This window comes from Amazonocrinis nigriterrae CENA67 (assembly GCF_016056305.1).
Taxonomy (GTDB): Bacteria; Cyanobacteriota; Cyanobacteriia; order Cyanobacteriales; family Nostocaceae; genus Amazonocrinis; species Amazonocrinis nigriterrae.
On the sequence record NZ_JAECZC010000042.1, the window covers coordinates 1 to 26948 of the forward strand.

Here is a 26948-nt window from a genome sequence, read left to right on the forward strand (position 1 = left end):
GAGGGAGATGAGGGAGATGGGGGAGATGGGGTGAATAACAACTGACAACTGACCACTAACAACTGACAACTGACAACTAACTTCCAACTCCTCACTCTTAACTTCTAACTCAGCACTCAGCACGAGCGCACTTTTTTAGTGAATTAGGTTAAGGTAATTGATGCAGCCAGTGCTAAACGAATATCAGCTTTGGTTTTCGTCTAGAGCGGAGATCGTTTAAGCTAGCTGAAAGATTATTTGAGTTGTGGCTAAGAGGCGGTAGTGTGCCTAAACACGTTGGATTGATTTCTCTTATGGTTGTCTGTAGTTTGTGGAGTATGCCAAGAGCAGCTCACGCACAGGCGCTAACACCCCATACACTGCAACTGGATGCAGCAAAGTTGGAGAAGCAGGGGTTGAGCTTAGCACAAGAGGCAGCTCAACTAGGACAGTTTCAACAGTTTGAGTTGGCTTTGCCACGCGCTAAACTGGCCAGTCAGCTAGCTCCTAAGAATGATAAAGTGTGGTTTTTGTTAGGTGGTTTGCAGTTGCAAGCCAAAGATTATGATGCGGCAATAGCGGCATTGCAAAAGGCACAATCTCTCAATCCTAAAAATGCCGACGTTCTATTTGCTTTGGGTTCGGCTAATTTTCAACAACAAAAATATCAAGCAGCAATTAGCAATTACCAAGCGGGTTTACAGTTAAAACCCAATGACCCGGATGGGTGGTTTGATTTGGGTAATGCTTACTATATGTTGGGTCGATTGCCAGATGCGATCGCTCAGTATAACAAAGCAGTCTCTCAAAATCAAAAATTCTGGCCGGCGATTAATAACATTGGCTTAATCAAATACGAGCAGGGTGACAGGGAAGGAGCGATTAAGCAATGGCAAACTGCTGTTAGTCTTGAGCAGCAAGCCGCTGAACCATTATTAGCCCTAGCAGTGGCACTTTACACCAAAGGCGATCGCCAACAAAGTCTCAAATTGGGAGAAGCCGCACTCCGCATCGATGGGCGCTATGGAGATTTGAATTTCCTCAAGGAAAATCTCTGGGGTCAACGCTTACTTGCTGATACAAAAAAATTCTTAGAACTACCAAGTATCCAAGCTGCTCTAGAGCAACAGGGAAGACCACAGCCTACACAATAGGAAAGTTAGGAGTTAGAAGTGATGAGTTAGGAGTTTTGAATAAATAAATTTCTTTAACTCATAACTCAACACTGTTAACTCCTAACTTTATTTTTTACCACTTGCTGAATATTACCATTTCATAGTACATATATACTATGTGACAGGGTATTCGCCGAAAAGCTGAGCGGGCGAATATCTTCGTGACAGAAGTAGTAAGTTGTTAGTGGTTGTTTGAGGGGAGGAGTGCCATGATTTGGTCAACAAACTGTTGATGGTCTACAACGGGTTTAGAGATGTAGCCATCAGCACCGCTTTGCTTGAGAAAGTTCTCGCGATCGCCTTCCATAGCGTGTGCCGTCACCAAAATCACAGGTAACTTTGCTGTTTGTGGATCAGATTTTAACATTTGTGTAATCTTGATCCCATCAACAGATTGACCTTGGTAAACGCTTCTTGAGAGAGAAACATCCATTAAAATCAGGTCTGCTTCTCCTGATTGGGCAATTTTTATGACTTCTTCCACATTTTCGGTGTGTTTCACATCCAAGCCACCCCGCTTGGTCAAAATTTTGGAAAAAACGCGAGCATTAATTAGATCGTCTTCAACAATCAAAACGGTTTTCATGAGAATTTTATTTATAGAGGTGAGGGAGATTACAACCTGAGCAAAACAATTGTCTAGCTCCTTTTTAGTAATCAAAGTGTATCCCCGTCATCAAGGATAATACTACCGCTTTTTATTATTTGACCATCAAGATTGTGTTAGTAATCCCATTTCATCCGTTATGCTGTGTTTGCTGCGATCTTCAATTACATCGATTTTTGTGTAGTTAAAATTCAGGGAAAAAACTCATGGCAAAACAGTTAAACCTTCTCTCAACGGGACAGGTCATCACAACAGCCCTGCACACCGAGATGCAACGGTCTTACCTAGAATATGCCATGAGTGTGATTGTTGGGCGAGCGTTGCCAGACGTGCGCGATGGCTTAAAACCAGTGCATCGGCGGATTTTATATGCTATGCACGAACTTGGACTAACACCAGATAGACCTTATCGTAAATGCGCTCGTGTGGTGGGAGATGTGCTAGGTAAATACCATCCCCACGGCGATCAAGCGGTTTATGATGCCTTGGTGAGGCTGGTGCAGGACTTTTCCAGCCGCTATCCCTTACTGGCAGGACATGGTAACTTTGGCAGCGTCGATAATGACCCACCAGCGGCGATGCGTTACACAGAGACGCGTCTGGCACCCATCAGCCATGAGGGAATGCTGACGGAAATTGGCGAAGAAACTGTGGAATTTGTGGGTAACTTCGATAATTCCCAACAAGAGCCAAGTGTATTGCCTGCTCAGTTGCCATTTTTGTTGCTCAATGGCTGTACTGGCATTGCCGTAGGAATGGCGACGAATATTCCCCCGCACAATTTAGGGGAATTAGTTGATGGCTTGATTGCTTTAATCGACCAACCGGATTTGCCAGATGAAAAATTATGGGAATTAATTCCAGGGCCAGATTTTCCCACAGGTGGCGAAATAGTTGGTGATGCTGGAATTCGGGAGGCATACACCACTGGGAGAGGTGGGATTGTGCTACGAGGAGTCGCCAATTTAGAAGAAATTCCACCTAGTAGAGGAAGCAAGCGGCGCACAGCAATTGTGATTACAGAATTGCCTTATCAAGTTAACAAGGCAGGCTGGATTGAGAAAGTAGCTGATTTGGTAAATCAAGGACGTTTGCAAGGAATTTCTGACATTCGGGACGAAAGCGATCGCGAAGGTATGCGAGTTGTTATTGAACTCAAACGCGATACTAACCCGCAGGAAATTCTTCAGCATTTGTATCATCAAACCGCTTTGCAAACTAACTTTGGGGCGATTCTCTTAGCCATAGTCGATGGACAACCCCGCCAGTTAAGCTTGCGGCAGTTGTTACAAGAATTTTTGAATTTCCGCGAACAAACGCTCAATCGTCGTTATACTTACGAGTTTGGCAAAGCGGAAAATCGGTTGCATGTGGTAGAAGGTCTACTCAAAGCCTTGTCTAACCTAGATGAGGTAATCGAAATTTTACGACGAGCTGCCGATGGTAGTACCGCAAAAATGACCCTTTGTAGTCGCTTAGAATTGACTGAGGGACAAGCAGATGCAATTCTGGCTATGCCATTGCGCCGCCTCACCAGTTTAGAACAGCAGAACTTGCAAAGAGAGTTTGAGGAACTCAGCGAACAAATTGCTTTGTTGCAAAGGCTACTGAGTGACCGCCGGGAATTACTCAAGGCGCTGAAAAAAGATTTGCGATCGCTCAAGCGCAAGTATAGCGATAATAGGCGGACGAAGATAGTAGAGGAGCAGAGAGAGCAGGGGAGCAGGGGAGTAAGGGAGCAAGGAAGCAAAAAGGCAGAAGATGAAGATAATCCCAAATCCAAAATCCTCAATCCAAAATCAGAACAGCCAGCAGAAGAAGTAGTTTTAGAGTTTACTCAAAGGGGGTATGTACGCCGCATTCAGGTATCAGGGAAAAAGCCGAAAATTGAAAATGGTTTGCAAGATAATGATTTCATTATCCAAACTGAGTTAACTGACACAGACAAAGAGTTGTTGGTATTAACTAGTGGTGGCAAAGTTTATCCTGTGAGTGTAGGAGATATCCCCGCTACTACTGGACGTTCTCCACGGGGAACACCGTTAATTACCACACTCAGCAATACTGCTCAAGGTACTACTGAAGCTGTTATCAGCCGCTTTTTACTGCCAGAAGATTTAGACAGCCAGCAAATGATACTGCTGACAAAGCAAGGACGAATTAAGCGCCTGTCTTTGGAAGAATTTACCACCTTGACTCGTCGCGGCATTACAATTTTGAAGCTGAAAGATGATGACGAGTTGTCGTTTACCCAGTTTGCCTCCACAGGACAACATCTAATTTTAGCTAGTTCCGGTGGTCGCTTGTTGCGGTTTGCAGTCAATGACGAACAACTACCAGTTATGGGACGCACAGCTATGGGTTTACAAGCATTCCGGCTATTGAGAAATCAGCAAATGGTTGGCTGTGTGGCTGTAGGTAAAGATGACCAGTTGTTGCTAGTTACTCAAGAAGGATATGCCAAGCGGATGCCTGCAAATCAATTAAGAGCAGCTAATCGCGGCGATTTAGGCACACAAGCGCTGAAATTCGCGAATAAAACTGATAATCTAGCTGGTATGGTGACAGCCGCTTCTGGTGAAGTGGCGCTGGTGACTAACAAAGAGCGAGTAGTGAGGATAAGAGTGGAGACAGTACCTATCTTAGGCAAAGATGTCAAAGGTGAAAGTATACTCCAACTCAACCGTGATGAAAAAATTATCACCGTCGCCGAAGTCCGCTTACAGTGAAGACAATGTTTAACCTGCGGCGAGCCAATTTAGCAGATTTAGAGGCGCTGGTTAACTTGCGCCTTGCTCTTCTGCGCGAGGTTGGCGACATTCAAAATGATACCGATACCGCAGCGATCGCAGAAGCAATCCGAAAGTATCTGCTAGATAAAATGCCGCAAGGTGAATTTTTAGCTTGGGTTGTTGAGGTAGAAAATCAAATTGTTGCCACCAGTGGCTTGGTACTTTTTACACGACCTCCATATAACGGCAATTTCCTAGGCTTAGAAGCCTATGTGATGAACGTTTACACGGTTCCAGTATGGCGAGGCCAGGGAATTGCTACAGCACTTTTAAGAGAAATTATTAGCTTTGTCAAACAAACTAAGGCAAAACGCATTTGGCTTCACGCTAGCAAGGATGGTAAACCTCTGTATGAAAAGCTTGGTTTTGTCTTAACTACAAAAGAAATGGAAATTGTTTGGTACTGAGGAAAAATTAAGTAAAATCCAGATTACAGCTATTTTCATTTGAATAGAACACAACGCCCGTCTTTGGCTCCTCTCTCCTTAGTAAGGAGAGGGGTTGGGGGTGAGGTTCATTTACCTCAAAAGTGCTGTAAGTGCCAAGACTGATTGAGCAGTAAGTATTTTCCTTAGTCATCTGGCAGCAATACTCAACAGTTCGCTATATCTGCATTAATGCTAATTTTTACTAAAAATCAATATAACTAATATATATGATTTGCAATCAATATCAATCTTTGACAGAGATTATCTACCAAGTAAGGCTCATTTGCTGTTATGATTATTGATAATAACTATCAATAAACTTTTTACAAATATAGTTTTTGGTATTTATACCTAGAGTTTGATGTAAAAGCTAGCTGGCTCTAATATCTACCACTATTCATGTCTAGCCATAGGAGTAAAAATATGAAGACATGTTGCAAACTATAAAAATATTGTTATATTAGTTTACGTAAAGCAATACTTCTTTGTAAATTTACATCCCATTTTTAACTATGACAAACGCAACTACAACAAAAGTCACTACCCCTATAACTGACGATCGCAACGCTTGGCGCTGGGGTTTTACTCCCCAAGCAGAAATTTGGAACGGTCGTTTAGCAATGATCGGCTTTTTAGCAGCCTTTTTGATTGAACTATTTTCTGGTCAAGGCTTTCTACACTTTTGGGGTATTCTCTAAGTTTTAAAATATAAGATGACCTGTAAATAAAAAACCTGGTGTGCTGATACACTACCAGGTTTTTCATTTGTCAGTTGTCAGTTGTTAGTTGTGATTATTAACTACTGACTACCGGATATATTCCTTGAGAACGCTGTTACGATTTGGGTGACGTAATTTGCGGAGTGCTTTAGCCTCAATCTGACGAATACGTTCGCGGGTAACGTTGAAAATCTGTCCAATTTCCTCAAGGGTCTTCATGCGTCCATCATCTAAGCCATAGCGGAGGCGCAAAACATCACGTTCACGAGGGCTGAGGCTATCGAGGACTTTTTCTAAATCTTCGCGCAAAAGGTTTTTGGAAACTTGATCTTCTGGGGTTTCGCCATCAGACTCAATAAAATCGCCCAATCGAGAATCTTCTTCTTTACCGATGGGCGTTTCTAATGAAATGGGCAATTGGGCGGATTTGGCAATAAACCGCAACTTCTCGATGGTCATTTCCATACGAGTAGCAATTTCTTCTTCGGTGGGTTTGCGACCCATTTCTTGAGAAAGTAATTTGGTGGTTTTCTTAATCCGCGAGATGGTTTCGTAGAGATGGACTGGCAAACGGATAGTACGAGATTGATCTGCGATCGCTCTGGTAATTGCTTGACGAATCCACCATGTAGCGTATGTAGAAAACTTATAACCTTTTTCGTGGTCAAATTTTTCTGCGGCACGAATCAAACCGAGACTGCCTTCTTGAATCAAATCTTGAAAGGACAAACCACGATTCATGTACTTCTTGGCAATTGAAACCACAAGGCGCAGGTTGGATTGCACCATCTTATCTTTTGCCCGACGACCAATATGCAGGCGATAGCGAAATGCTGGCAATGGCAATTGCACTGCTTCTGCCCATTCAATATCGCGAGGTTCGCGTTCTAACTTTTCGTAAAGTCTTTCTCGTACCCTCTCTAATTCCAGTAAATCAGCTATTTTCCGCGCCAATTCGATTTCTTCGTCTGCCCGCAACAGGCGAATTCGACCAATTTCTTGCAAGTAAAGGCGAATTGAATCTTCAGTATAGTGCTTTTTCTTGCTTTGTGTCCGACGACGCGACTTAGCGGCTTTTCCAGACTTTGCGTCGTCCTCATCAGACTGAGGCTCTAAAAACTCATCAATTTCGCCTTCATCTGCAATCAGCAAGTCCTCTTCTTCATCAATTAAGAGTTCTTCTAACTCGAGTTCAGGCTGATTCATCATTTCTAGGTCAGGCTGATATATGCTTTCGAGTACGTTGTTAGCCTGGTTCATGCCGCGTTCCTCATGCTCCTTGCAGAATCAATTACTCAAGATGTGTTTACTGCTCTTTGTAACAGAGCTAATTAATAACCGAAAATAGGGTTTTGGGCTAATTTCCCTGAGATGTTTTCGGAAGTTGTGTTCCTCTTTGATATTTAGAGGAATTGTTTACTAAGTGTAGAAAGTTGCAGTTAATGCTGACTCAATCACTTTAGCAAAAGTTTTGTGTGCAGCAGCAGCACACAATTTGAAACTGGCTCATCTCAAAAAAGACTCGTCTTAATAAAAAAAATCTACCACTTCATACAAATAAAATATGACTTTTGGCATATTTTCCTATCAAGACTCTTCCGATTGTAGCCTGTTTCACAGAAATTGCACTCTTTTTGTGTGTAATTACTAAGTCATTCAACTAAGTTAAAGCCACTATTAGCAAAAAGCCATTGAAATTGGTAGTCATACCCTTAAATTTTGTCTAAAACTTTTTGAAATTGCTGTGGCATTATCTTGACGTTGGAAGGAGAATACATGCACTCTTACACTAGATTGGAAAGGAACCACAAAGTTTTACACAATTTCTAGTATGCTTAATAACATTAATTACTGAGAAACTGTGTATTTTATATTAGCTTAGGTAAGAAGAAGTAATACACCCATTTTTACATTTCCTTCATAAATGACTCATTGCGAAGAGTTGAGCGGGAATTCCCGCAGATAGATACAGCAAGGGTGGTGATGCTTATCTTAAGATCTTTAGCCTGTTGTGTGCCAGCTACCTTAACTAAGGAGTTGAGGTGACGGCGGAATCAGGCAGATGACGATCAAGTGAAAGTTAACTGGTTAAGTCTTATTTACACATTAGCGCACTGCTGAGATTTCAACCTTATGAAACTTGACAAGCTGTTCTTATTGTATACAACGATATTTTAATCAATTTAGAAAGGATTTAACAGTTGAGATTATAGATATTAGCCCGCTTCAGGCAAAAATTTATCAGATACAGGCAAAGCAATAGCCATTATCAGATTAATCTTGTGGAGCTATTAGCAAGTTACTTGCTTTCTTAATCTCCGCTGAAATATCAGCGAGAAGTTGCAACCTAGTTAACAAAAAGTGTTTTACCGTGAGGTAATTGTTAAATAGAATACGCTTGTCTAGTTATATTCAATTTGAAAGATATTTCAACATTTCGTTTGGTACATAAGATTGAGTTTTGCTCTTCAAGCATAACAAATGCTCTTCTAGCTTGTAAGAAAAGTCAATTTAGAACTGACAAACTAGGACTTTTGCACCTGATTGTAGCGCCGCCGAATTTGCCAAATCTAAACAATACTCAATCAGTATGAAAAAGTACTTGACAATAAATTAATTTTATGCTGTCTGACATCAGGTAAATTAATAGCTTGGATAATTTATAACTTATGTATTCTATCAAACAATTTTCATTGTTTAAGAAAGTATATAAAAAAATCCCTGGTATTACTTATTACCAGGGAGGCTCTCCTTTGCTGAGTTACTGTGGTGGTGTCGATGTTGGTGACGGTGTTGATGTTGTCTTGGCACTGCCGCCTGAAAAATTTGGTGGCAGAATTACCTTGTCAACGATGTGTACAATGCCATTGCTGGCTGGAATGTCTGCTTGAGTCACCTTCGCACCGTTAACGGTGATTGTTTTGCCAGTACTATCAACCTTAACTGTGACGGGAGTACCCTCTATTGTTTTGACTTGTCCAGATGTGAGTTGGCTGGAGGTAACTTGCCCAGGTATAACGTGGTAAGCAAGAAGCCTCACTAATTTCTGTTTATTTTCTGGCTTTAAAAGGTTATCTAAAGTTGATTTTGGTAAAGCAGCAAAAGCAGCGTCAGTAGGAGCAAATACGGTGTAAGGCCCTGGTGTGGTCAACTGATTATTTAAGCCTGCGGCCTGGACTGCCCGTGTTAGGGTTTTAAACTGTCCTTGGCTTGCTGCCGACTCTGCCAGTTGTGCTAAATTGCGGTTGGCAGTTGTGCCGACGGGACTAGGAGTAACAGGAGAAGTAGTTGTCAGGGGAGGCGTTACAGTAGGGATTGTTGGAGGTTGGGTGACAGGAGGAAGATTTGTTGTTGTAGTTTCCCTTCTGGGTTCAGCACAAGCAGATAGAGCAACTAGACCAGCGATCGCAATCATCTTGAACAATGCTTTTTCTACTACGCCTTTGCTTGCTTTCATAATTGTTGCGTAAAGTTTTGCTAAATATAGATTTACTGACAATAGTTAATGAATTTAGCCATGTAGTCCCTCAGCCTAACGAGGTAGATTTGGGAATGGGGAATGGGGAATTGGGAATGGGGAACTCGGGGCCCCCACGACCGAAGGGAGTGGGAATTAAAGATATAAAAAAGTAATGAGTAAGTTGATTTTTACTAACTTACTCATTACCAATTAATTACCAACTGAACTACATGTGAAAGTAGTCAGAGTAATTTAATATTAGCTTGATATTAGATATCTAGGTCTGTGAAGTTGAGTTTAGAACCATAAGTTTCGATGAATTCGCGTCTGGGTGCAACACGATCGCCCATTAAAATGGTGAAAATGCGATCGGCTTCGGCTGCGTCTTCAATTTCCACTTGCTTGAGGGTGCGGGTTTCTGGGTTCATGGTGGTTGTCCAGAGTTGTTCTGGCATCATTTCACCCAAACCTTTGAAGCGTTGGATGGTATAGTTGGCGTTGTCGGGAAATTCAGCGATGCGCTGTTGTAATTCGCGATCGCTATAACAATAGTAGTAATTGCGTCCCCGTTCTACTTTATATAATGGCGGACAAGCAATGTAGATGAAACCTTGTTCGATGAGCGATCGCTGATATCTATAGAAGAATGTTAACAGTAGTGTGCGGATGTGCGCTCCATCTACGTCAGCGTCAGTCATAATGACTATGCGGTGGTAGCGCAGTTGGGAAGCGTCGAAGTCTTCGCCTTTAACACCTAAACCAAGGGCTGTAATTAGCGCCTGGACTTCATTATTTTTATAGATTTTCGCGTCGTCAGTTTTCTCAATATTAAGGATTTTACCACGTAGAGGTAGGATTGCTTGGGTGCGGCGATCGCGTCCTTGTTTGGCACTCCCGCCTGCGGAGTCGCCTTCCACGATGAAGATTTCTGATTCACCAGGGTCACGAGAACTGCAATCTGCTAATTTACCTGGCAATGGCGAAGATTCTAGCACGGATTTTCGCCGTACTAATTCCCGCGCATGACGGGCGGCTTCTGCGGCTTTGAAGGCTTGGATGGCTTTATCTAAGATGGAGTCGGCGATACTGGGGTGAAATTCTAAGTACTCGGTGAGGACTTCTCCCACTAAAGAATCGACTATCCCCCGCACTTCAGTGTTACCGAGTTTGGTTTTGGTTTGTCCTTCAAATTCGGGATCGGGGACTTTGACGGAAATTACTGCTGTCAAACCTTCACGGACATGTTCACCACTGAGGTTTGGCTCACTTTCTTTAATTTTATTGCGCTTACGAGCGATCGCATTTAATGTCCGAGTCAGAACCGCCTTCAAACCTTCTAGGTGGGTACCACCATCAACGGTGCGAATGTTATTGGCAAAACCCAGCACGTTGTCTGTGTAAGCATCAGTACACCACTGCAAAGAAACTTCCACTTGTACGTTGTTGCGTTCTCCCTGCACGTAGATAATTTCTTCATGCAGTGGCTGCTTCTCACGGTTCATGTAAGCGATATATTCTTTGATCCCACCCTTATACTCGTAGGTTTCTACCTTGGGTGTATCGCTTTTTAGTAATTCTAAACGGTTGTCTGTAAAGGTTATCTTGACACCTGCGTTGAGATATGCAAGCTCACGCAAGCGACCTGCTAGGGTGATGTAATCAAACTCAATACCCGTGGTGAAAATTTGGGTATCTGGCTTGAAGGTGACGGAAGTACCGGTTCTAGCCTCTTTGTAAGCCTTAACTTGCAAGTCGGTGACTGGAACACCTCGTTCATAGCGCTGGGTATGCACCTTTTTATCGCGCCAAACTGTAACTTCTACAATTTCAGACAAGGCATTAACCACAGAGATCCCAACCCCGTGCAATCCTCCTGAAACTTTGTAACCACCGCCGCCAAACTTACCGCCAGCGTGCAGTACGGTTAACACAGTTTCCAAAGCCGATTTTCCTGTGCGCGAGTGAGTATCGGTAGGAATACCGCGACCATCATCTGTTACAGTCACAGAACCATCAGCGTTGAGATCCACCTCTATGTGAGTGCAATAACCCGCTAAAGCTTCATCAATAGAGTTATCTACCACCTCGTAGACTAAATGGTGGAGTCCTCGCGGCCCGGTAGACCCGATGTACATCCCCGGTCGTTTGCGGACGGCTTCCAGACCTTCCAGAACTTGAATCTGATCGGCACTGTAACTGCTCGTCATGAAAATTCTCCTGATGCGTGGGGTTGAAGTCGCCCAATGGCAAAAAGTAAAAACACACCAAAATTATAACACAAAAGCCTTATTGACGACTGTAGGGCAATTCTATAAGAAGTTTATATATGGTATGTATCCCTTTAAGTTTTTCCAGCGAAATGCCTCATATTACGAAATTTATAATGTATAAGTATTTCTCGTAAAAGTTGTGCTAATGAATGGGGTTGAAATTGCTTATACTCAAAAAAAGTAAAAAAGCACCAAAATTCTAACACAGAAGCTTTGGTGGAGTTTGGAGAGCAATTTTATGAGAAGTTTATACAGGGGTTGCAGGGGAGCAGGGGGGTGAGGGAGATGAAGAGGATGAGGGAGAAATCGCAACTGACAACTGACAAATGACAAATGACTAATGACTAAATTGATTGTAATTTGTGGGGCGACGGCGACGGGGAAGTCAGGCTTGGCTTTGAATTTGGCTATACGGTTGAATTCTGTAATTCTCAGTGCAGATTCTCGTCAGGTTTATCGTGAGTTTAATATCGGTACGGCTAAGCCAACATTAGCAGAACAACAATTAGTTCCTCATTATTTAATAGATATCTGCGATCCCACAGACACAATAACGGTAGCAGACTATCAACAGCAAGTACAAGCCCTAATTAATTCCCCCCTGCTCCCTCACTCCCCTGCACCCCTGCTTTTGGTTGGTGGTACTGGTTTATACATACGTTCTATTGTTCAAGGCATGAAAATTCCTAGAGTTGCACCGAATTTGAAATTGCGATCGCAACTTGAATCTTTGGGTCAAACTCAACTGTATGGTATGTTACAACAAGTTGATTCGGTTGCTGCAAACAAAATTCATGCTAATGATAATATGCGGACTTTACGCGCGTTAGAAGTATTTTATATAACTGGGATTCCGATTTCACAACAGCAAGGGGAGAATCCACCCGATTATCCGATTTTGCAAATTGGCTTGGATTGTGAGGTGGAAAAGTTAGGTCTACGCATTCGCAAGCGTACTGAGCAAATGATAACAGATGGCTTGGTCGCTGAGGTGGAATATCTTTGTCAAAAATATGGTTTTGAATTACCTTTATTGAACACTTTAGGATATCAAGAAATCAAGCAATATTTAGCTGGGGAGATTTCCTTAGATGCAGCAAAAGAATTAATTGTTTTGCATACAAGACAATTTGCTAAACGCCAGCGCACTTGGTTTCGTGCATATCCACAAATTGCATGGTTTGATGCAGATGCTCCTGATTTATTAGAGAAAGTTTGGCAACGTGTGCAAAACTTTCTCGACAATTCTAACTAAGCTAACTAAGAGTATCAGGCTCAACTCCTAATGCTCGTAGTCTTTCTGCTAGTAATTGGGCGCGTTGTTGGGCTTGTTCGGCGCGTTGTTGGGCTTGTTCGGCGCGTTGTTTTTCTTCTTCAGCACGTTGTTTTTCTTGTTCAGCACGTTCATCTCCAGTTGTGAGAATAGTTCCATCTTGGTAGCACCAGCGTAGTCAAACATCATGTCTACCTTCAAATTCACCTTGCCATAAATTTACACCTAAACCAACTTGTTCTAACCAATTTTCTGAAGTTTCAAAATAGCGGCTTCCCCTGAGTTCATAAACGCGCAGTATTTGCTCTCCTAATTGCTGAGTGGGGTCGTATACGATATAGTAGCTCGCCCGCATATGTTCATAAATTGTCAGCTTTTTAGTCAGTTCATCACCTTCTTTATTTGAGACAATTTCCATCACAACTTCTGGAGGTTTACCAAATCGCCAAACCATATAACAACGATTTTGCTTTTCCCATCAATTTGCAGGTACTTGGACATCTAAGCTGAGAAAGATATCGGGTACAATTGCTGGATGTCCATCTGTATGGTAAATGCCAACATTTGCTGCTGCTAAAAAAGTCTGATTTTGTAAAGAACTATAAAGAGAGCCAACCAAAAGGCGTTGTTGTTTGGCAGATGCGAAATTATCTACAGGTGTATCATCTTCAGTAATTAACAGGTTGGCATCTGGCACATAGTAATCATCATCATTGATTAGAAGTTGCTCAACCATGATTTTATCCAGTATTTGATAGCGTTATTTCTAGATTAGTTTTTATCAAAACAGAATTCCGAACCAATTGAAGATTTACGCAATCATGAGGAAAAACTAAGCTTTATTTCTACAGAAAACCCCTGTATAAATACAGGGGCAGTACTAAGATATTACAGGAATTACGCACTCTGAGCTAATTTACTATTGTGCTAAGAAATTAGGTGTACCATTGCCACCAAACTCACCAACAGCGGGAATTTCTAAGAAGCTATCTGTAGCTTTACCTGTACCATCATCAGTCACAGAATTAGAGTTACCTGGATGACCATTAGGTACGAACAATTGCGGATGGTCAAAGGGAGCTTTTTCATAGCGAACTCGCTCATCAGTGAGGGATTGAAGGAACGCCACCAAATCAGCTTTTTCATCTTCCGTTAAATTCAACTGGGCGAGGGCGCTTTGCTGACGAAAGTCTCCGCCACGACTGTAAAAATCCACAACTTGTGGCAAGGTCAAATAGCCACCACTGTGGAAGTAAGGGGCTGTAAGTTCGATGTTGCGTAGTCCGGGTGTCTTGAAACTACCGTCCGCAATTAATAAGTCATTGGAAGTAACAGTAGTATTCGGGTCAGAACCAAGCAATTGCTTAAAAGTCCCTAACAGAGATAATCGCGATTCTGACAGTGGATTACCAAAGGGGTCATTACTACCAACACCAACATCTTCTAGAGTGGGTCTTACACCAATATTAAAGAAGCCTTCGTCAAAGATAATTCTGGGAAAGTTCGGGATGGTTAGTATGCCAATACGTTGTTGCTGCACAGCACTAACTGAAGCTCTGGTAAGTTCTGCTCCATTGTGACAAATAGTGCATTGAGCTTTACCTTCAAACAGTTGTTTTCCTCGTTGCTGCTGGGCACTTAGCGCAGTGGTGTTTCCTTCCAAGAAGCGATCTAAAGGTGTATCGTCAGCAATGAGTGTGGACTCGTACATCTGTATCGCCAGCCCAAAGAACAGAGGGAAGTTGTACTCCATCAATGTATATTCATTGGTCTGCAAAGAGTTGTCTGGCTTTTTAACAAAAGTTCTGCTACCGTCGGGATTTACTTGAATAATGCGATTTGAGCGCCACCATTCAGGTTTGAAAGCATCAGCAACTAGATTTTCGTAGGTTGCAGTTTGCAGTCCGGGTAAGGGGGATCTACTTTCTTCACCTAAGACGCTATCTTGGGGATGGACAATCTGTTTACCTAGCGGTCTGAGAGCTGTATCTTTGCCCAATAACTTTTTTCCTAGTTTTCTGAGTAGTTTCTTACCCTTGCCAACGCTGTGGGATTTTTTATCAACTACTCCGAACTTATCACCAATTTCTGCAAAGGTGCGACCATCAGCAGACATCTCAAAAGAACTGATTGGGGGGCCGACAGCTTGGGAGGCTAGAGACGCATGGTTGAGACTAACTTTTACAGATTCCAGATGACTGGGAGTATTTGCCTTAACAACATAAGCGTTAGGGTCTCTCAACCCAAATGGATTGACTCCATTGAAGATGTCTTGCGCTCTACCGTCCCAGAAGTTACGGAAGTTAAATACAGAATTAATTACAGTTGGTGTGTTACGCGGTTCAACACGGCGCACATTTGTACCGCCGACGTTGAACACTGGATCTGGCGAAAAATTTACTTGGTCTACAGCATTACCGGGCTTAACATCCACAAACTCGCTATTGAAGATACCTTGGGAAGAAACGACATCATTACGGTCTGATGTCACCGTCGTGGGGTCATTGGGGTTTGATAGCTGGTGGAAGGGAAAATCTTCTGGCTTAAGTTGATAGTTGGGTGCGCCACCAACATCAAAAACTGTATCTGGATTTGCTGTTTTATCAGCGTTAATTCGCAATAGTCCAGGAGAAATTTGATTTTTGGATCTATTGTCAGCACCAGCATGGAAGTGACAACTTGCACAGGCGGTTATTCCGTCGCTACCCACCTGCATATCCCAAAACAGTGCTTTTCCTAACTTGACTGCGGCAACTTTGTTTTTCACGAAGTCTGTGAGATTGTCAGGTTCTGGAACTTTGACTGTTTTGAGGGAAGCTAAGGGTGGGGTAACTTGGGCGGATACAGTGTTTCCAGCAATGATGGCGATCGCTATGACCGCCACAATTATAATCGCTTTGTTAAACTTAGATACCAGTAGTTTAGATGGCAGAGAATTGATTCTCTGCTTTTTTCGCCATCTACCGTTGGAAGTGAGTAGAAAGTAGATAGATAAACTGGTAACTATTAGTACCAGAATGATGAGAGGTATAATTCTCATGTTTTTTGTTACTAAAAAACATTTAATTGATTGGTAATAAATATATAGTATTTGATGAATTTTACCAAGTGTAAAATTTTACTAAGATAAGATTGACTAACGTAATATTTAATTAAAGGTATATAAAAATACTTTTGTCTTCAGAATAATCTTTGCAACAAATTAATTGATTCTAGGGGCGTACAGCTGTACGCCCCTACAAAATTCACCCTTTCACGCAAACAACTTGCTTGAGCGTTGCTACAACCTCAACCAAATCGGCTTGGTTTTCCATCACTTGATCTATCGGCTTATAAGCACCAGGAATTTCATCTAACACGCCAGTATCCTTACGGCATTCTACGCCTTGAGTTTGGGCAATCAAATCATCAAGGGTGTAGACATTTTTAGCTTTGTTTCTAGACAACAAACGGCCTGAACCGTGGCTGCAAGAACAAAAGCTGTGGGCATTTCCTTTACCTTTAACAATGAAAGATTTCGTCCCCATTGAACCAGGAATAATACCATAATCTTCAGTTTGGGCGCGTACTGCACCTTTGCGAGTAACGTAGACATCCTCACCAAAATGCACTTCTTTTTCAGCGTAATTATGATGACAATTTACCTGCAATAAAGGTTTAGTTGTCTTCCCACCAGCTAAATGTTTTTCAACAACGTGCTTGAAACGTGCCATCATCACATCACGGTTGAAACTTGCATAGTTTTGCGCCCATTGCAAATCGTTCCAGTAAGCCTGAAATTCGGGCGTACCAGCGACAAAATGGGCTAAATCTGGATCTGGCAAGTGATTACCTGCTAGCTTAGCTAATTCCTTAGCTGTTTGAATATGGCACTGCGCTAGTTTATTGCCGATGTTACGTGAACCTGAATGTAGCATCAGCCAAACTTGGTTCTCTGTATCGAGGCATACCTCAATAAAGTGATTCAATTTGTTACTGATTGTTTGTTAAGTTTGCTAAGTCTCCAGAGTCTTAATTCAATACTCTTTCGACTTCTACTTAACGCTTTCAATGAAAGTTACAATCGATCAAGTCATTTCTGCTTGATTCTATATCTTCCTATTCGATATAGTTCGGAGCACACCTTCATCCTAAATAATCTAGGATGCCCAAGTCCCTCTGCTCTCTACGGGGCGTTTTACCGCTTCCCTCGGTATTAGCAATCTCAGCCTTCACCGATTTGGACGAGTTTTGATTACTGTATTACTACAGTAAGGAGCAATTCTTTACCCCCACCGAGAGAACCCATTTGTTTCATTGCTTTTCCTTGCAAATCTTGTACACCTGGGTGTAAATCTTGAAAATCACGCCAGCGTTGCCAGTTGGTAACTAATTTTTCAACGTCTTTATTTTCGTTGAATCCAGTAGGAATTGCTGCTTCAATATCTAAGCGGATTTTCTTTAGTTTGCCTTCTAATTGTTCAGCTGTAAATGGTGTTTTGATGGCGGACATACCACAACCAATATCCACGCCTACAGCAGCAGGGATAATCGCTTCTTTTGTGGCAATTACAGAACCAACTAAAGCACCTTTTCCTAAGTGAACATCTGGCATCAAGGCTATATGTTTAAATACAAATGGTAGTGATGCGACATTCTTCGCCATCTTGGTTTCTTCATGTCCCAAAGGATGATTTGCCCAAGATAAAACGGGTGTCGGAGTGGTAATTTCTAACTCTTCGTAGGGCATAATTTGCGATATTTTGAATCCGTAACGTGAAATTTGAGTTTAAGCTCTGAATTTGGTAGTTGATCAGTAGCTATTTATAAAAATTTATATATGGCATGGCATTTAGATTTTAATTATATACTACAAATGTAGTATAAATAAATTTGAGTGTCAACGCGATCGCTCCCACAAGCGCCCTTATTAAAATCTGTAAAGTAAAAGACTGTGCCCTCACCTATGGCAGTGCATCAAAATCCAATGTGGGAAAATTTTCTTTCACCGATGGTGCGTTTTTTGATTGATGAGGAAAAGTGGCGGCGTTACGCAGATAGTATCGACTGGGAAAAACAAAGCGATCGCTTGCGTCAACCTGATGTCATAATTCCCTCATACTACGATAGCCAAAACTTTCACGGTGTTGAGGGCGGATATCTCAACCCCCAAGCAGCGGTTTCCTACGATCCCATTACTCAGTACGTTCTCCTACCTAATGAAACTGTAGTACGGCAAGCTTTGATTGATGCAGTTAAGGTACAGCCGCGACGTATACTTGACTTAGGCTGTGGCACAGGTTCAACTACTTTAATGTTGAAGCAGGCTTTTCCCCAAGCAGAAGTCATCGGTTTAGATTTATCACCATATATGCTGGTGAGGGCAGAAGATAAAGCTAGAAGAGCTGGTTTAGATATCAGATGGCGACATGGGAATGCTGAAAAAACCAACTTTAGGGATGGTGCTTTTGATTTAGTCACGGCTTCTTTGCTATTTCATGAAATACCCAGTGTAGTATGCCAGGCAATTTTGCGAGAAAGTTTTCGGTTGTTGGTTGCTGGTGGGCAAATATTGGTTTTAGATGGTAATCAGAAAACTTTACATCAGTTAGACTGGCTCAATGATATTTTTGAGGAGCCGTATATTCGTGAGTATGCTGCTGGAAATTTGGCTGCGAATATAAGTGCGGTAGGGTTTGCAGCAGTGCAAACTCAAGATGTTTGGTGGGTAAATCAGGTAAATAGCGGCGTTAAACCCATTTCTTCAACAGATGTAAATGCTCAAAAAAAAGTACAACAGTACAATCCGATATCAATAGATAGCACAATAGATAATAATGATTTGGAGGACTTTGGATCTCCAGTTTTTGGCATAACAGCATGAGTTTAAAGGCAATTCTATTTGATTTTAATGGCATCATCATTAAAGATGAGGCCATTCACCTACAATTAATAGACGAGATTCTCATTGAGGAAAATCTCCAACCCCAAAAAGTGAGTGAGCGTCAAGCTTCTCTGGGACGCAGCGATCGCGCTTGTTTTGAAGAACTGCTCAGCAATCGTGGTAGAGTTGCCACTGAAGAGTATTTAACTGGGTTACTCAACCGCAAGGCAAAAGCCTATGCCGTGGAAATAGAAAAACTCGAAAAACTGCCTATATATCCAGGTGTGGAGGACTTGATATATCAAGTGCGTTCCCGCAATCTGAAAATAGGGTTAGTTAGTGGTGCAATTCGCAAAGAAATAGAATTTGTACTCAACCGCGCCAAGCTAGCTGAATATTTTCAAGTTATCGTGTCGGGTGACGATGTTAACACTAGTAAGCCTAAACCTGACGGTTATTTGCTGGCAGTGGAACGGCTGAATCAACAATACCCTGATTTGAATCTGCAACCGCAAGAGTGTTTAGCAATAGAAGATACCCCAGCGGGTATTCAAGCGGCGAAACGAGCTAATATGCAAGTTGTTGGTGTAGCGAATACTTACCCATTTCATATGCTCCAGCGCTGCTGTAACTGGACTGTGGATTATTTGACTGATTTAGAACTCGAACGAGTACAGGAAGTCTTTTTGCAAAAAGAGTCTCAGCCTACAACAACTGAATGTTAAAATATTATACTATATTAGATCGTTGAGTTAACGAGAGAGATTTTTGTTGACTCAGCACTTGTAAGGGGAATTAGCTCAGCTGGTAGAGCGCTGCGATCGCACCGCAGAGGTCAGGGATTCGAGTTCCCTATTCTCCATAGCTGGCGCTATCTTTAACAGCCTAGATTACCTTAAGCTGTCCTAATGCTGTCTTAATGTTATTTGATGTTTAGTACAGATAACATAGTAATTCATATGTATTATTTACCACATAGTAGGTAACTGGACTATTTCAGGGTATGGCTAGACATCTGAGAGATATAGTAATCCGATTTGATTTGGAGAATCACTCGTAGAGGTAAGGGACTGGGGACTGGGGACTGGGGACTGGGAAGAAGGAATAAAGGTGTACTGAGTTTTGTTCAAAAATCAAATATGAGTCCCATATTTAATATCATGCCCTAAATTATACCATTTCACGAAATATCTGATACTGTAGAGACGTTCCGGTGGAACGTCTCTACAGGCTATTTATTTATTATTGCAAATATTTTAGGAAAAGGTATTAGATAAATGAGAGTTTTTAGGGCTATACAAAGTTAATCATGAAATATTTGATAAATACTAATCTCTCGCTCTGAATAATTTTCATAGATGTGCTGATAGACTTCTAAGCATTTTTTATCATACACTTCTGCTGAATAACTTGCTGGAAGTTTATCCAGTATATCTTTAATGGTGACTTCTACACCTGCTCTAGTTTGCTGACGTTTTCGCCAGTCTAAAACTAGCTTTTCTTTCTTTAACGTCTCTAGTAGTTCCCTAGCTACTTGTATTACTTCCTGTTGTTCCTGCTTAGTTAACTTAATTTTGGCTTGAGTCAGTAAGTCAAAGATAGCTAATTCTTCTTCAGTTAAATTATTTGACATTGCTCTTTTATCTTCTACATTCAAATCTTGAGCAAAGTTAATTAACTGACTAAAGAACCATTCCACATTCCGAGAACCTGCATTGTACTCATCTATCATGCTTTGGAATTTCTCTAAATAGTTAATGCGGGTTCTGTTTAACTGCACCATCTGCTGAAGTTTTTGGTTGATAGCACCTTTGAGCTTTTCTGCTTCAGTACGCTTATAACCACTGTTAAATCTTGCTTGTAATTCTTCAAAGTCTAATTGACTAAGATTTACTAATTGCTTAGGATTACTGGAGATGACGAACTCACCAGCCATAATAGAATCGTCTAAAAGTTCCCCTACTTCTTCCATTACATCGGAAACATCTGTGTCTGGAAGTTCTAAGCGGATTTTCTCTGCTAGTCTTTCTAAAATGGCTTGAACGTGAGAAAATTCATTAGCAGCCGTATCAGGTAGAATTGCCTTATATAGTCTGGTTACGTGGCTGGTGATAGAAAAATAAGTACGTTTAGAATCGTCATTAATTAAAATAGCTTCTACAGCCTCATCCCAGACTTTGGTACGTAAAAAAGCATCTTGAGTATTTTCTAACGTGCTAAGGTTAATTCCTCTATCAGTACAAAATGCTTTAGCTTCAGTTATAGTTTCCCGCAGTTTTTCTACTAATGCGGATTTGTCTTTAACTGGTGTTTCCCCTTCACGAATACCACCACCAGATGCAGAACCATATATTGCTAAGGCTTTTTGTAAATCTCTGAATACGCCTATGTAGTCAACTATTAAACCATTAACTTTATCTTTGAATACACGGTTAGCCCTTGCTATGGTTTGCATTAGGGTATGATTTTGCATAGGCTTATCTAAATAGATAGTGGAACAGTTAGGTACATCAAAACCTGTAATCCACATTGCACAAACAAAGACTATCCTTAACGGGTTATCTGCATCTTTGAATTTCTCATCTAGTCCAGGTGATTCAGTGACTATTCGTTTACGGTGTGGCGTAATATCTAAACCTTTCTTCTGAAAAGCTTCTACTTCACCTTGAGACTGAGAAACTATCACCGCCATGTCTGTTTCTTCCATGTAGCGAATTTGTTTAGACAGTTTCTTTTGTTCAAATTCGCTCAGGTTAGATGTTGCTAGTTCAGATTTAAGTTTATTTAAATGTTGCTGCCAATATTTCTGTACTTTATTGTACATTTTTACAGCAGTAAATCTATCAATTGAGACTACCATTGCTTTACTCTTATAGCCTCTACCTAAGAAGTGTGTCACTATATCAGCCGCTATGATTTCTAGGCGGTCTTCTCTAACAATAATTTGATATTCTCTAGTGCATTGGCGCTCAAGATTATTTTCCTGTTCTTCATCCAGCATTGCATTTTCAATGATGCGCTGCATATCTTCATTGAGGTCATCATTTGTAAGTTGGAGTTCAGGAATTCTATTTTCGTAGTAGAGAGGTACTGTAGCCTCATCTTCTATCGATTGGCGGAAGTTGTAAATACTAACATAATCACCAAATACTTCTCTAGTCTTTTCTTCTCCTGCCATTAAAGGTGTACCTGTAAAGCCGATAAATGCTGCATTTGGTAGAGCATTTCTCATGTTTAAGGCGAATGTATCGTATTGGCTACGGTGCGCTTCATCGGCAATTACAATGATGTCTGTACGGTCAGATAGTTGAGGGTAGCTTTGACCTTTTTCGGTGCGGAATTTTTGAATTAAGGTGAATATATAGCGGTGGTCTTCTTTGAGTAATTGCTTTAAATGTTCAGCGTTTTTAGCTCTAACTTCTTTTTCCGGTTCTGTGACTACACCTGCATAAGCAAAGTTTTTATAAATTTGGTCGTCTAAATCTTCTCTATCGGTGATGATTAAAAATGTCCAGTTTCCTGCTAATTTACGGAGTATTTTTTGCGAAAAGAACACCATTGAATAACTTTTTCCGCTTCCTTGAGTATGCCAAAATACACCTAATTTACCTTGGTTGTCTTGAATGTGTTTAACTCCCTCAATGGCACTGTTAACGCCTAGAAACTGGTGGTTTTTAGCTACTACTTTAACTAATGAACCTTTAGCAGTGTAGAAAAAGATAAAATTTTCTAACAGGTCTAACAGTCTTGTCTTGTCACAAGTTCCCCTAATCATTGTGTCTAAGGAAATTATGCCTTCTTCCCCTTCACTATTGATTTTCTTCCATTCACTGTAGTGTTCCCAGGATGCTGTTAGGCTACCTATACGGCTTTTACTACCGTTAGAAAGAATGATCAAGGCGTTGTACCAGAAAAGCTGAGGAATTGTTTGTTTGTAGTCTCGCAGATTGTTTTTATAGGCTAGTTCTAAGCGTTTGTGATGGGCTTTAAGTTCAATAAATACTAGGGGTAAACCATTCACGAAGCCTATCAAGTCAGCACGTCTAGTATAGATTTCTCCAGTTACCCAGAACTGGGAAGCTAGGAAGAAATCATTATTTGTAGGATTTTCCCAGTCGATAACCTTAACTGTTTCTACCTGTTCTTCATCATTAGCATCTTTGAAGTTTACTTTTACGCCTGTTTTGAGTAGTTGGTGAATTTCGCGGTTAGCGTTTTCTAAACTTAAGGTGTTACGACTGCGGGTAAGTTCTTCTGTGGCGAGTTCTAAAGCTTCATCTGGTAAGTCTGGGTTCAGTCTGGTTAAGGCTGTACGCAGTTTGGGAAGTAACACTATCTCATCCCTGGTTAGTCTACCTAATGTGCCATTTATGCCTAGTTCTTCATCGTAGCAATTGGCAGTATTCCAGCCTAATTCTGAGAATAGTTTAATTGTGGCATTTTCTAACGCTTGTTCTGAGTCAGGGTGAGGGTAGTGCATAGATGCTGGTATATTTACACAGGTTATCTATAACTACTATGCAATATTTTTTCATTAAATGCGTAGACGTTCCATCGGAACGTCTCTACTATGCAATATTTTTTCATTAAATGCGTAGACGTTCCATCGGAACGTCTCTACTACGAAATATTTTTTAATAATGAATATTATTCGGTAGAGACGACCCACCGGGTCGTCTCTACATGTTATTTTTTCACATGAATATTTGCCGGATGATGTTCGTCATCATCCCATTTCAGAGGATTATTAATAATATATTGTCGAATTTGATTTAGAGATTCTTCATCACGTATAATATGGTCATGAAATCTACTTTGCCAACGAAAATCTATATATCCAGCAGTGCAAATTTTTTTAGTGCAAACAGATTTAAATTGACCAATGATTGAGCCTAGAGAATTAGATTGTAATCGCGTTGTATTCGTAGAGACGTTCCGATGGAACGTCTCATGAACCTGGTTTTCCGTTTCTAGACATTTATCAATAATTAAGTTCCGATGGAACGTCTCATGAACCTGGTTTTCCCTATCTAGACATTTATCAATAATCAAGTTCCGATGGAACGTCTCATTAACCTCATGAACCTGGTTTTCCCTATCTAGACGTTTATCAATAATCAAGACCCCATGCATATGATTTGGCATGATTACCCAAGCATCTAATTTAATATTAGAGCGAATTTGTTCGGTTTTCTGCCATTCTAAGGCAACAATTTCACCAATAGGATTTAACAGCATTTCCCCATTAATAATTTCTCCAAAAAAAGATTGTTTATTGTGGGTGCAAATGGTAACAAAATAATAGCCATTAGATGTGTAATCCCATTTTGGGCATCTTGCTGATTCAATACGATATTTATTTTTATATAGAGTCATAAAAAATAAAATTGATGTTGTTATTAATTATCAATATTTATCCAATCATATAGTAGAGACGACCCAGCGGGTCGTCTCTACCATGTTATGCGGCAATGTCTAGGGTGTCAATGTTTAGGTTTTCTACGTCTATTTGTCCTGAGATGAGTTTGGGTAGGAGTAAGTCACGGGTTTGGCGAAGGGTTTCGTTCTTGTGTTGAATATTTTTGATAAATTGATTGATGTTGTAAGTAAAGTCTGAAAATTTAATTTGTAGTTCAACTGGCGGACAAATAATTTCTATTTCTTTAAGGTCTTGAATTGGAATTTGCGGTTGAGCAGAACCAGAAGAAAAACCTCTAATACACTCTTGAAAATCATGGGTACACATTAAATAAAATAAGAATAATTGATAAACACACTGATTATCTGCTCTTAATATAAGCATTTGAGCGTTTATAAGCCCCGTTAAATGCTTACAGTTAAAAAGTGCTAGTTTACCGATACTACCTCTCGTAGTCATGACAATATCTAGAGGCTGTAAACGACCTTTAGTAATTTGGTCGAATTTCTCACTACTAATAAAATTAGCTTCACTAAAGTCTAGTTTATTGTCAACAATATTTTTAGTATTTAAGAACAAAATTCCTTCTTTCTGAAATTCATTAGCTTTAGGATATTTTTTTGAACGGTCGCCGTCAATAATTTTAATAGGCAAATCTTTTATTTTGCTTCGCTTCCACCCTTCAGGAATTAAACCTAACTCTGACTCAACCATTTTTACCTGTTCATGACCAGGGAAGCGGAATTTGACAAACCACTCATGGTAGAGAGTTTGCGCCATTTCTTCTAATATGTTGATGCGTCTTGTGTTGTTTTCAATTAGGTCATCATAGGTTGAGAGAATGGAGGCTATTTTTTGTTGTGTGGGAAGAGGAGGTGTTAAAATATCAAATGATAAAAGTTTATCAACACTTAAATTATCTTGAGTTGTTCCTCTTGATATACTCTGCATTTGTATTTTAATAGTATCTATGTAATACTTAATAAACCTCACATCTGCTTTTAATGGGTCTGCTATGAATCCTACTATACTATCAGGAAAACAAGCATCTTTTTTTAGTATTGCAGTTTCAGCAATATTAGCTGCTATCGTTATTAATAAAGTATTTTTCTGCCAAAGCTTACTTTGAGCTAAACCTTTATCATTATAGGTTTGGCTGTATTCTGATATGTATAATTCAGCAGCTTTAACATCTCCTGTTTGAATAAAAGGGTAATTACCTCCGTAAAGTGATGGCTCATTTCTAGGACGATGTTTTGATTTACCCCTACCAACAAAACCTAATTCATTTAGTTTTTTAGAACTCCAGTCCGATTTGATATTTTTTTGCATATAAATTTAACTCTGTTCTAATAAAAAACTGACATTCTCAGCAATTCTTTCTTCTAACTCCCTAGCCTCAGTATTTAAAACTTCCAATTCCTCATTCAACTCTTCCAACTTCTCAGCAAAATCAAAATCTTCCACTACCCTTTCAGCAACCCCCACATAACGACCAGGGTTTAAACTCCAACCCTGTGCTTCTATCTCTTCAATAGTTGCTACCTTACATAACCCAGCTACATCAATATATTTACCTTCTGGGAATTTCTCTAGCAGCATTGCATCACTACGATTAGTATTTTCTACCGCCTCACCTCTGTATAACCTAACAATATTAGCGATAAATTCAATCTGTTGTGCTGTAAATTCTCGATGCGCTCTATCTACTTGCGTGTAAATATGTCTAGCATCAAGAAATAAGACTTTATTCTTGCGATTATGGAGACGTTCCACCGGAACGTCTCTACATTTACCCTTATCTAAAAACCATAATGTGCAAGGTAAAGTCACTGTGTAGAAGAAGTTAGAACCAATAGCAACCATTACATCTACTACACCTAACTGTATTAACTTTTTACGGATTTCTAACTCAGAACCTCTAGCATCACTAGCAGAGTTAGCCATAACAAACCCTGCTCTACCAGTCTCATTTAAGGCACTATAAAATAAATGAATCCAAATATAGTTAGCATTATCTACCTTGGGTAATCCCAAATCTTTAAAGCGAACATCACCTTGCATTCGCTCTTTATCCACCTTATCAACATTAAATGGTGGATTAGCCATGACAAAATCAAATTGACCTATATCTATATTGGCGTGGTTCACCTCATAATAAGTATTTCCCTGTTTAATGTTGCCTGAAAGTCCATGTACTGCTAAGTTCATCTGACATAAGTTAACAGTCTCACCTACTTTCTCTTGACCATAAATACTAATTTCTGTGCTAGGGTTCTTCTTATGCCTTCCTACAAACTTGGCACTTTGAACAAACATACCACCGGAACCACAGGCTGGGTCATATATACGTCCGTAATATGGTTCTAAGATTTCCACTATTAATTTAACTATAGAAGTAGGTGTAAAGAACTCTCCGCCTTTTTGCCCTTCACTCATGGCAAATTTACCAAGGAAGTATTCGTAAATCTTCCCGAAAGCATCCCCTTCTATGTCAGCATCAAAATCAATCTTGCTAAACTTTTTGAGTAGTTCTATAAGTAGCTCATTATCGAGACGATTATAATTTTTAGGTAAAGCACCATTTAAATCTGTATTTTCATCTTCTATCGCCTTCATGGCTTGGTTGATGGCTTTACCAAAATCTGCACTCTCAGGTAACTCTAGTAATTGAGAAAAACGTGCATTTTCAGGCAAGTACATTACACCCTTTGCCTGATAATCTGTTTTAGTAATTCCTCTTCTACCGCTTCCTTGGCTTTTTAAGACTTTCTCAGCCTGGGTAAATTTCCAGTCTGCATAACGGAGAAAGATTAACCCCAGTACGGGTACAGAATACTCTGAAGATTTCAGTCTAGAGTTTGCCCTTAGCTCATCAGCAGCATCCCATAAACGTTTTTCTAACTCTGTTGTGTTGGCAGGCATAGACGCACAAATCATCACTCAAACTAATGAATTATACG

At 40.5% G+C, this 26948-nt stretch carries 16 protein-coding genes, 1 tRNA gene and 3 pseudogenes; 8 read left to right on the forward strand and 12 right to left on the reverse strand.

Annotated features, from left to right (window positions below; all coding sequences use genetic code 11):
• Positions 1-263 precede the first annotated feature (263 nt).
• On the forward strand, positions 264-1133 hold the full coding sequence (locus I8748_RS19575; RefSeq protein ID WP_198126234.1) for a tetratricopeptide repeat protein: 870 nt from the start codon (positions 264-266) through the stop codon (positions 1131-1133).
• Positions 1134-1335: 202 nt separating this feature from the next.
• Here I8748_RS19575 and I8748_RS19580 read toward each other — a convergent pair whose 3' ends face one another.
• Complete coding sequence (locus I8748_RS19580) at positions 1336-1740, reverse strand: response regulator (protein WP_198126235.1); 405 nt, start codon at positions 1738-1740, stop codon at positions 1336-1338.
• Positions 1741-1967: 227 nt separating this feature from the next.
• Between I8748_RS19580 and gyrA the strand changes: the two genes are divergently transcribed.
• The 3 genes from gyrA to I8748_RS19595 all read left to right on the forward strand — a co-directional run bounded on the left by gyrA (position 1968) and on the right by I8748_RS19595 (position 5679).
• Positions 1968-4490 carry a DNA gyrase subunit A gene (gyrA, locus tag I8748_RS19585; protein WP_198126236.1) on the forward strand — a complete coding sequence of 841 codons (2523 nt, stop codon included), beginning with the start codon at positions 1968-1970 and terminating at the stop codon, positions 4488-4490.
• A gap of 5 nt (positions 4491-4495) precedes the next feature.
• Complete coding sequence (locus tag I8748_RS19590; RefSeq protein ID WP_198126237.1) at positions 4496-4960, forward strand: GNAT family N-acetyltransferase; 465 nt, start codon at positions 4496-4498, stop codon at positions 4958-4960.
• A 533-nt stretch (positions 4961-5493) separates the two neighbouring features.
• Positions 5494-5679 (forward strand): chlorophyll a/b-binding protein, encoded by a 186-nt coding sequence (locus tag I8748_RS19595; RefSeq protein WP_198126238.1) that lies wholly within the window; start codon positions 5494-5496, stop codon positions 5677-5679.
• Between the two features lie 108 nt (positions 5680-5787).
• Here I8748_RS19595 and rpoD read toward each other — a convergent pair whose 3' ends face one another.
• From rpoD to gyrB, 3 genes are all read right to left on the reverse strand, one after another.
• Complete coding sequence (rpoD, locus tag I8748_RS19600) at positions 5788-6960, reverse strand: RNA polymerase sigma factor RpoD (RefSeq protein WP_198126239.1); 1173 nt, start codon at positions 6958-6960, stop codon at positions 5788-5790.
• A gap of 1501 nt (positions 6961-8461) precedes the next feature.
• Positions 8462-9157 (reverse strand): fasciclin domain-containing protein, encoded by a 696-nt coding sequence (locus tag I8748_RS19605; protein ID WP_198126240.1) that lies wholly within the window; start codon positions 9155-9157, stop codon positions 8462-8464.
• A gap of 272 nt (positions 9158-9429) precedes the next feature.
• Positions 9430-11367 carry a DNA topoisomerase (ATP-hydrolyzing) subunit B gene (gene gyrB, locus I8748_RS19610; RefSeq protein ID WP_198126241.1) on the reverse strand — a complete coding sequence of 646 codons (1938 nt, stop codon included), beginning with the start codon at positions 11365-11367 and terminating at the stop codon, positions 9430-9432.
• 403 nt (positions 11368-11770) lie between these two features.
• On the opposite strand from gyrB, the gene miaA reads away from it, so the two are divergent.
• Complete coding sequence (gene miaA, locus I8748_RS19615) at positions 11771-12685, forward strand: tRNA (adenosine(37)-N6)-dimethylallyltransferase MiaA (RefSeq protein WP_198126242.1); 915 nt, start codon at positions 11771-11773, stop codon at positions 12683-12685.
• Position 12686: 1 nt separating this feature from the next.
• On the opposite strand, the pseudogene I8748_RS19620 reads toward miaA, so the two are convergent.
• From I8748_RS19620 to I8748_RS19635, 4 genes and pseudogenes are all read right to left on the reverse strand, one after another.
• Positions 12687-13439 (reverse strand): annotated as a pseudogene (locus tag I8748_RS19620) (Uma2 family endonuclease).
• 183 nt (positions 13440-13622) lie between these two features.
• On the reverse strand, positions 13623-15743 hold the full coding sequence (locus I8748_RS19625; RefSeq protein WP_198126243.1) for a cytochrome-c peroxidase: 2121 nt from the start codon (positions 15741-15743) through the stop codon (positions 13623-13625).
• Between the two features lie 205 nt (positions 15744-15948).
• Positions 15949-16668, reverse strand: a pseudogene (locus tag I8748_RS19630) (RtcB family protein); the annotation flags it as partial.
• A gap of 302 nt (positions 16669-16970) precedes the next feature.
• A pseudogene (locus tag I8748_RS19635) lies at positions 16971-17432 on the reverse strand (RtcB family protein); the annotation flags it as partial.
• A gap of 216 nt (positions 17433-17648) precedes the next feature.
• Here I8748_RS19635 and I8748_RS19640 point away from each other — a divergent pair.
• The 3 genes from I8748_RS19640 (at position 17649) to I8748_RS19650 (ending at position 19428) form a co-directional block, all read left to right on the forward strand.
• Positions 17649-18566: a class I SAM-dependent methyltransferase gene (locus tag I8748_RS19640; RefSeq protein ID WP_198126244.1), complete on the forward strand. Its 918-nt coding sequence runs from the start codon at positions 17649-17651 to the stop codon at positions 18564-18566.
• Positions 18563-19291, forward strand: a complete 729-nt coding sequence (locus tag I8748_RS19645) for an HAD family hydrolase (RefSeq protein WP_198126245.1) — start codon at positions 18563-18565, stop codon at positions 19289-19291. The genes I8748_RS19640 and I8748_RS19645 overlap by 4 nt, the downstream gene beginning before the upstream one ends.
• A gap of 64 nt (positions 19292-19355) precedes the next feature.
• Positions 19356-19428 (forward strand) — tRNA-Ala (locus I8748_RS19650).
• Positions 19429-19869: 441 nt separating this feature from the next.
• Here I8748_RS19650 and I8748_RS19655 read toward each other — a convergent pair.
• From I8748_RS19655 to I8748_RS19670, 4 genes are all read right to left on the reverse strand, one after another.
• Complete coding sequence (locus I8748_RS19655; protein ID WP_198126246.1) at positions 19870-23046, reverse strand: type I restriction endonuclease subunit R; 3177 nt, start codon at positions 23044-23046, stop codon at positions 19870-19872.
• A gap of 206 nt (positions 23047-23252) precedes the next feature.
• The gene (locus I8748_RS19660) at positions 23253-23804 is read right to left on the reverse strand and encodes a transposase (protein WP_198126247.1); all 552 of its coding nucleotides are present in this window, start codon (positions 23802-23804) and stop codon (positions 23253-23255) included.
• A 223-nt stretch (positions 23805-24027) separates the two neighbouring features.
• Positions 24028-25317 (reverse strand): restriction endonuclease subunit S, encoded by a 1290-nt coding sequence (locus I8748_RS19665; protein ID WP_198126248.1) that lies wholly within the window; start codon positions 25315-25317, stop codon positions 24028-24030.
• A 6-nt stretch (positions 25318-25323) separates the two neighbouring features.
• Positions 25324-26910, reverse strand: a complete 1587-nt coding sequence (locus tag I8748_RS19670; RefSeq protein ID WP_198126249.1) for a type I restriction-modification system subunit M — start codon at positions 26908-26910, stop codon at positions 25324-25326.
• Positions 26911-26948 lie beyond the last annotated feature (38 nt).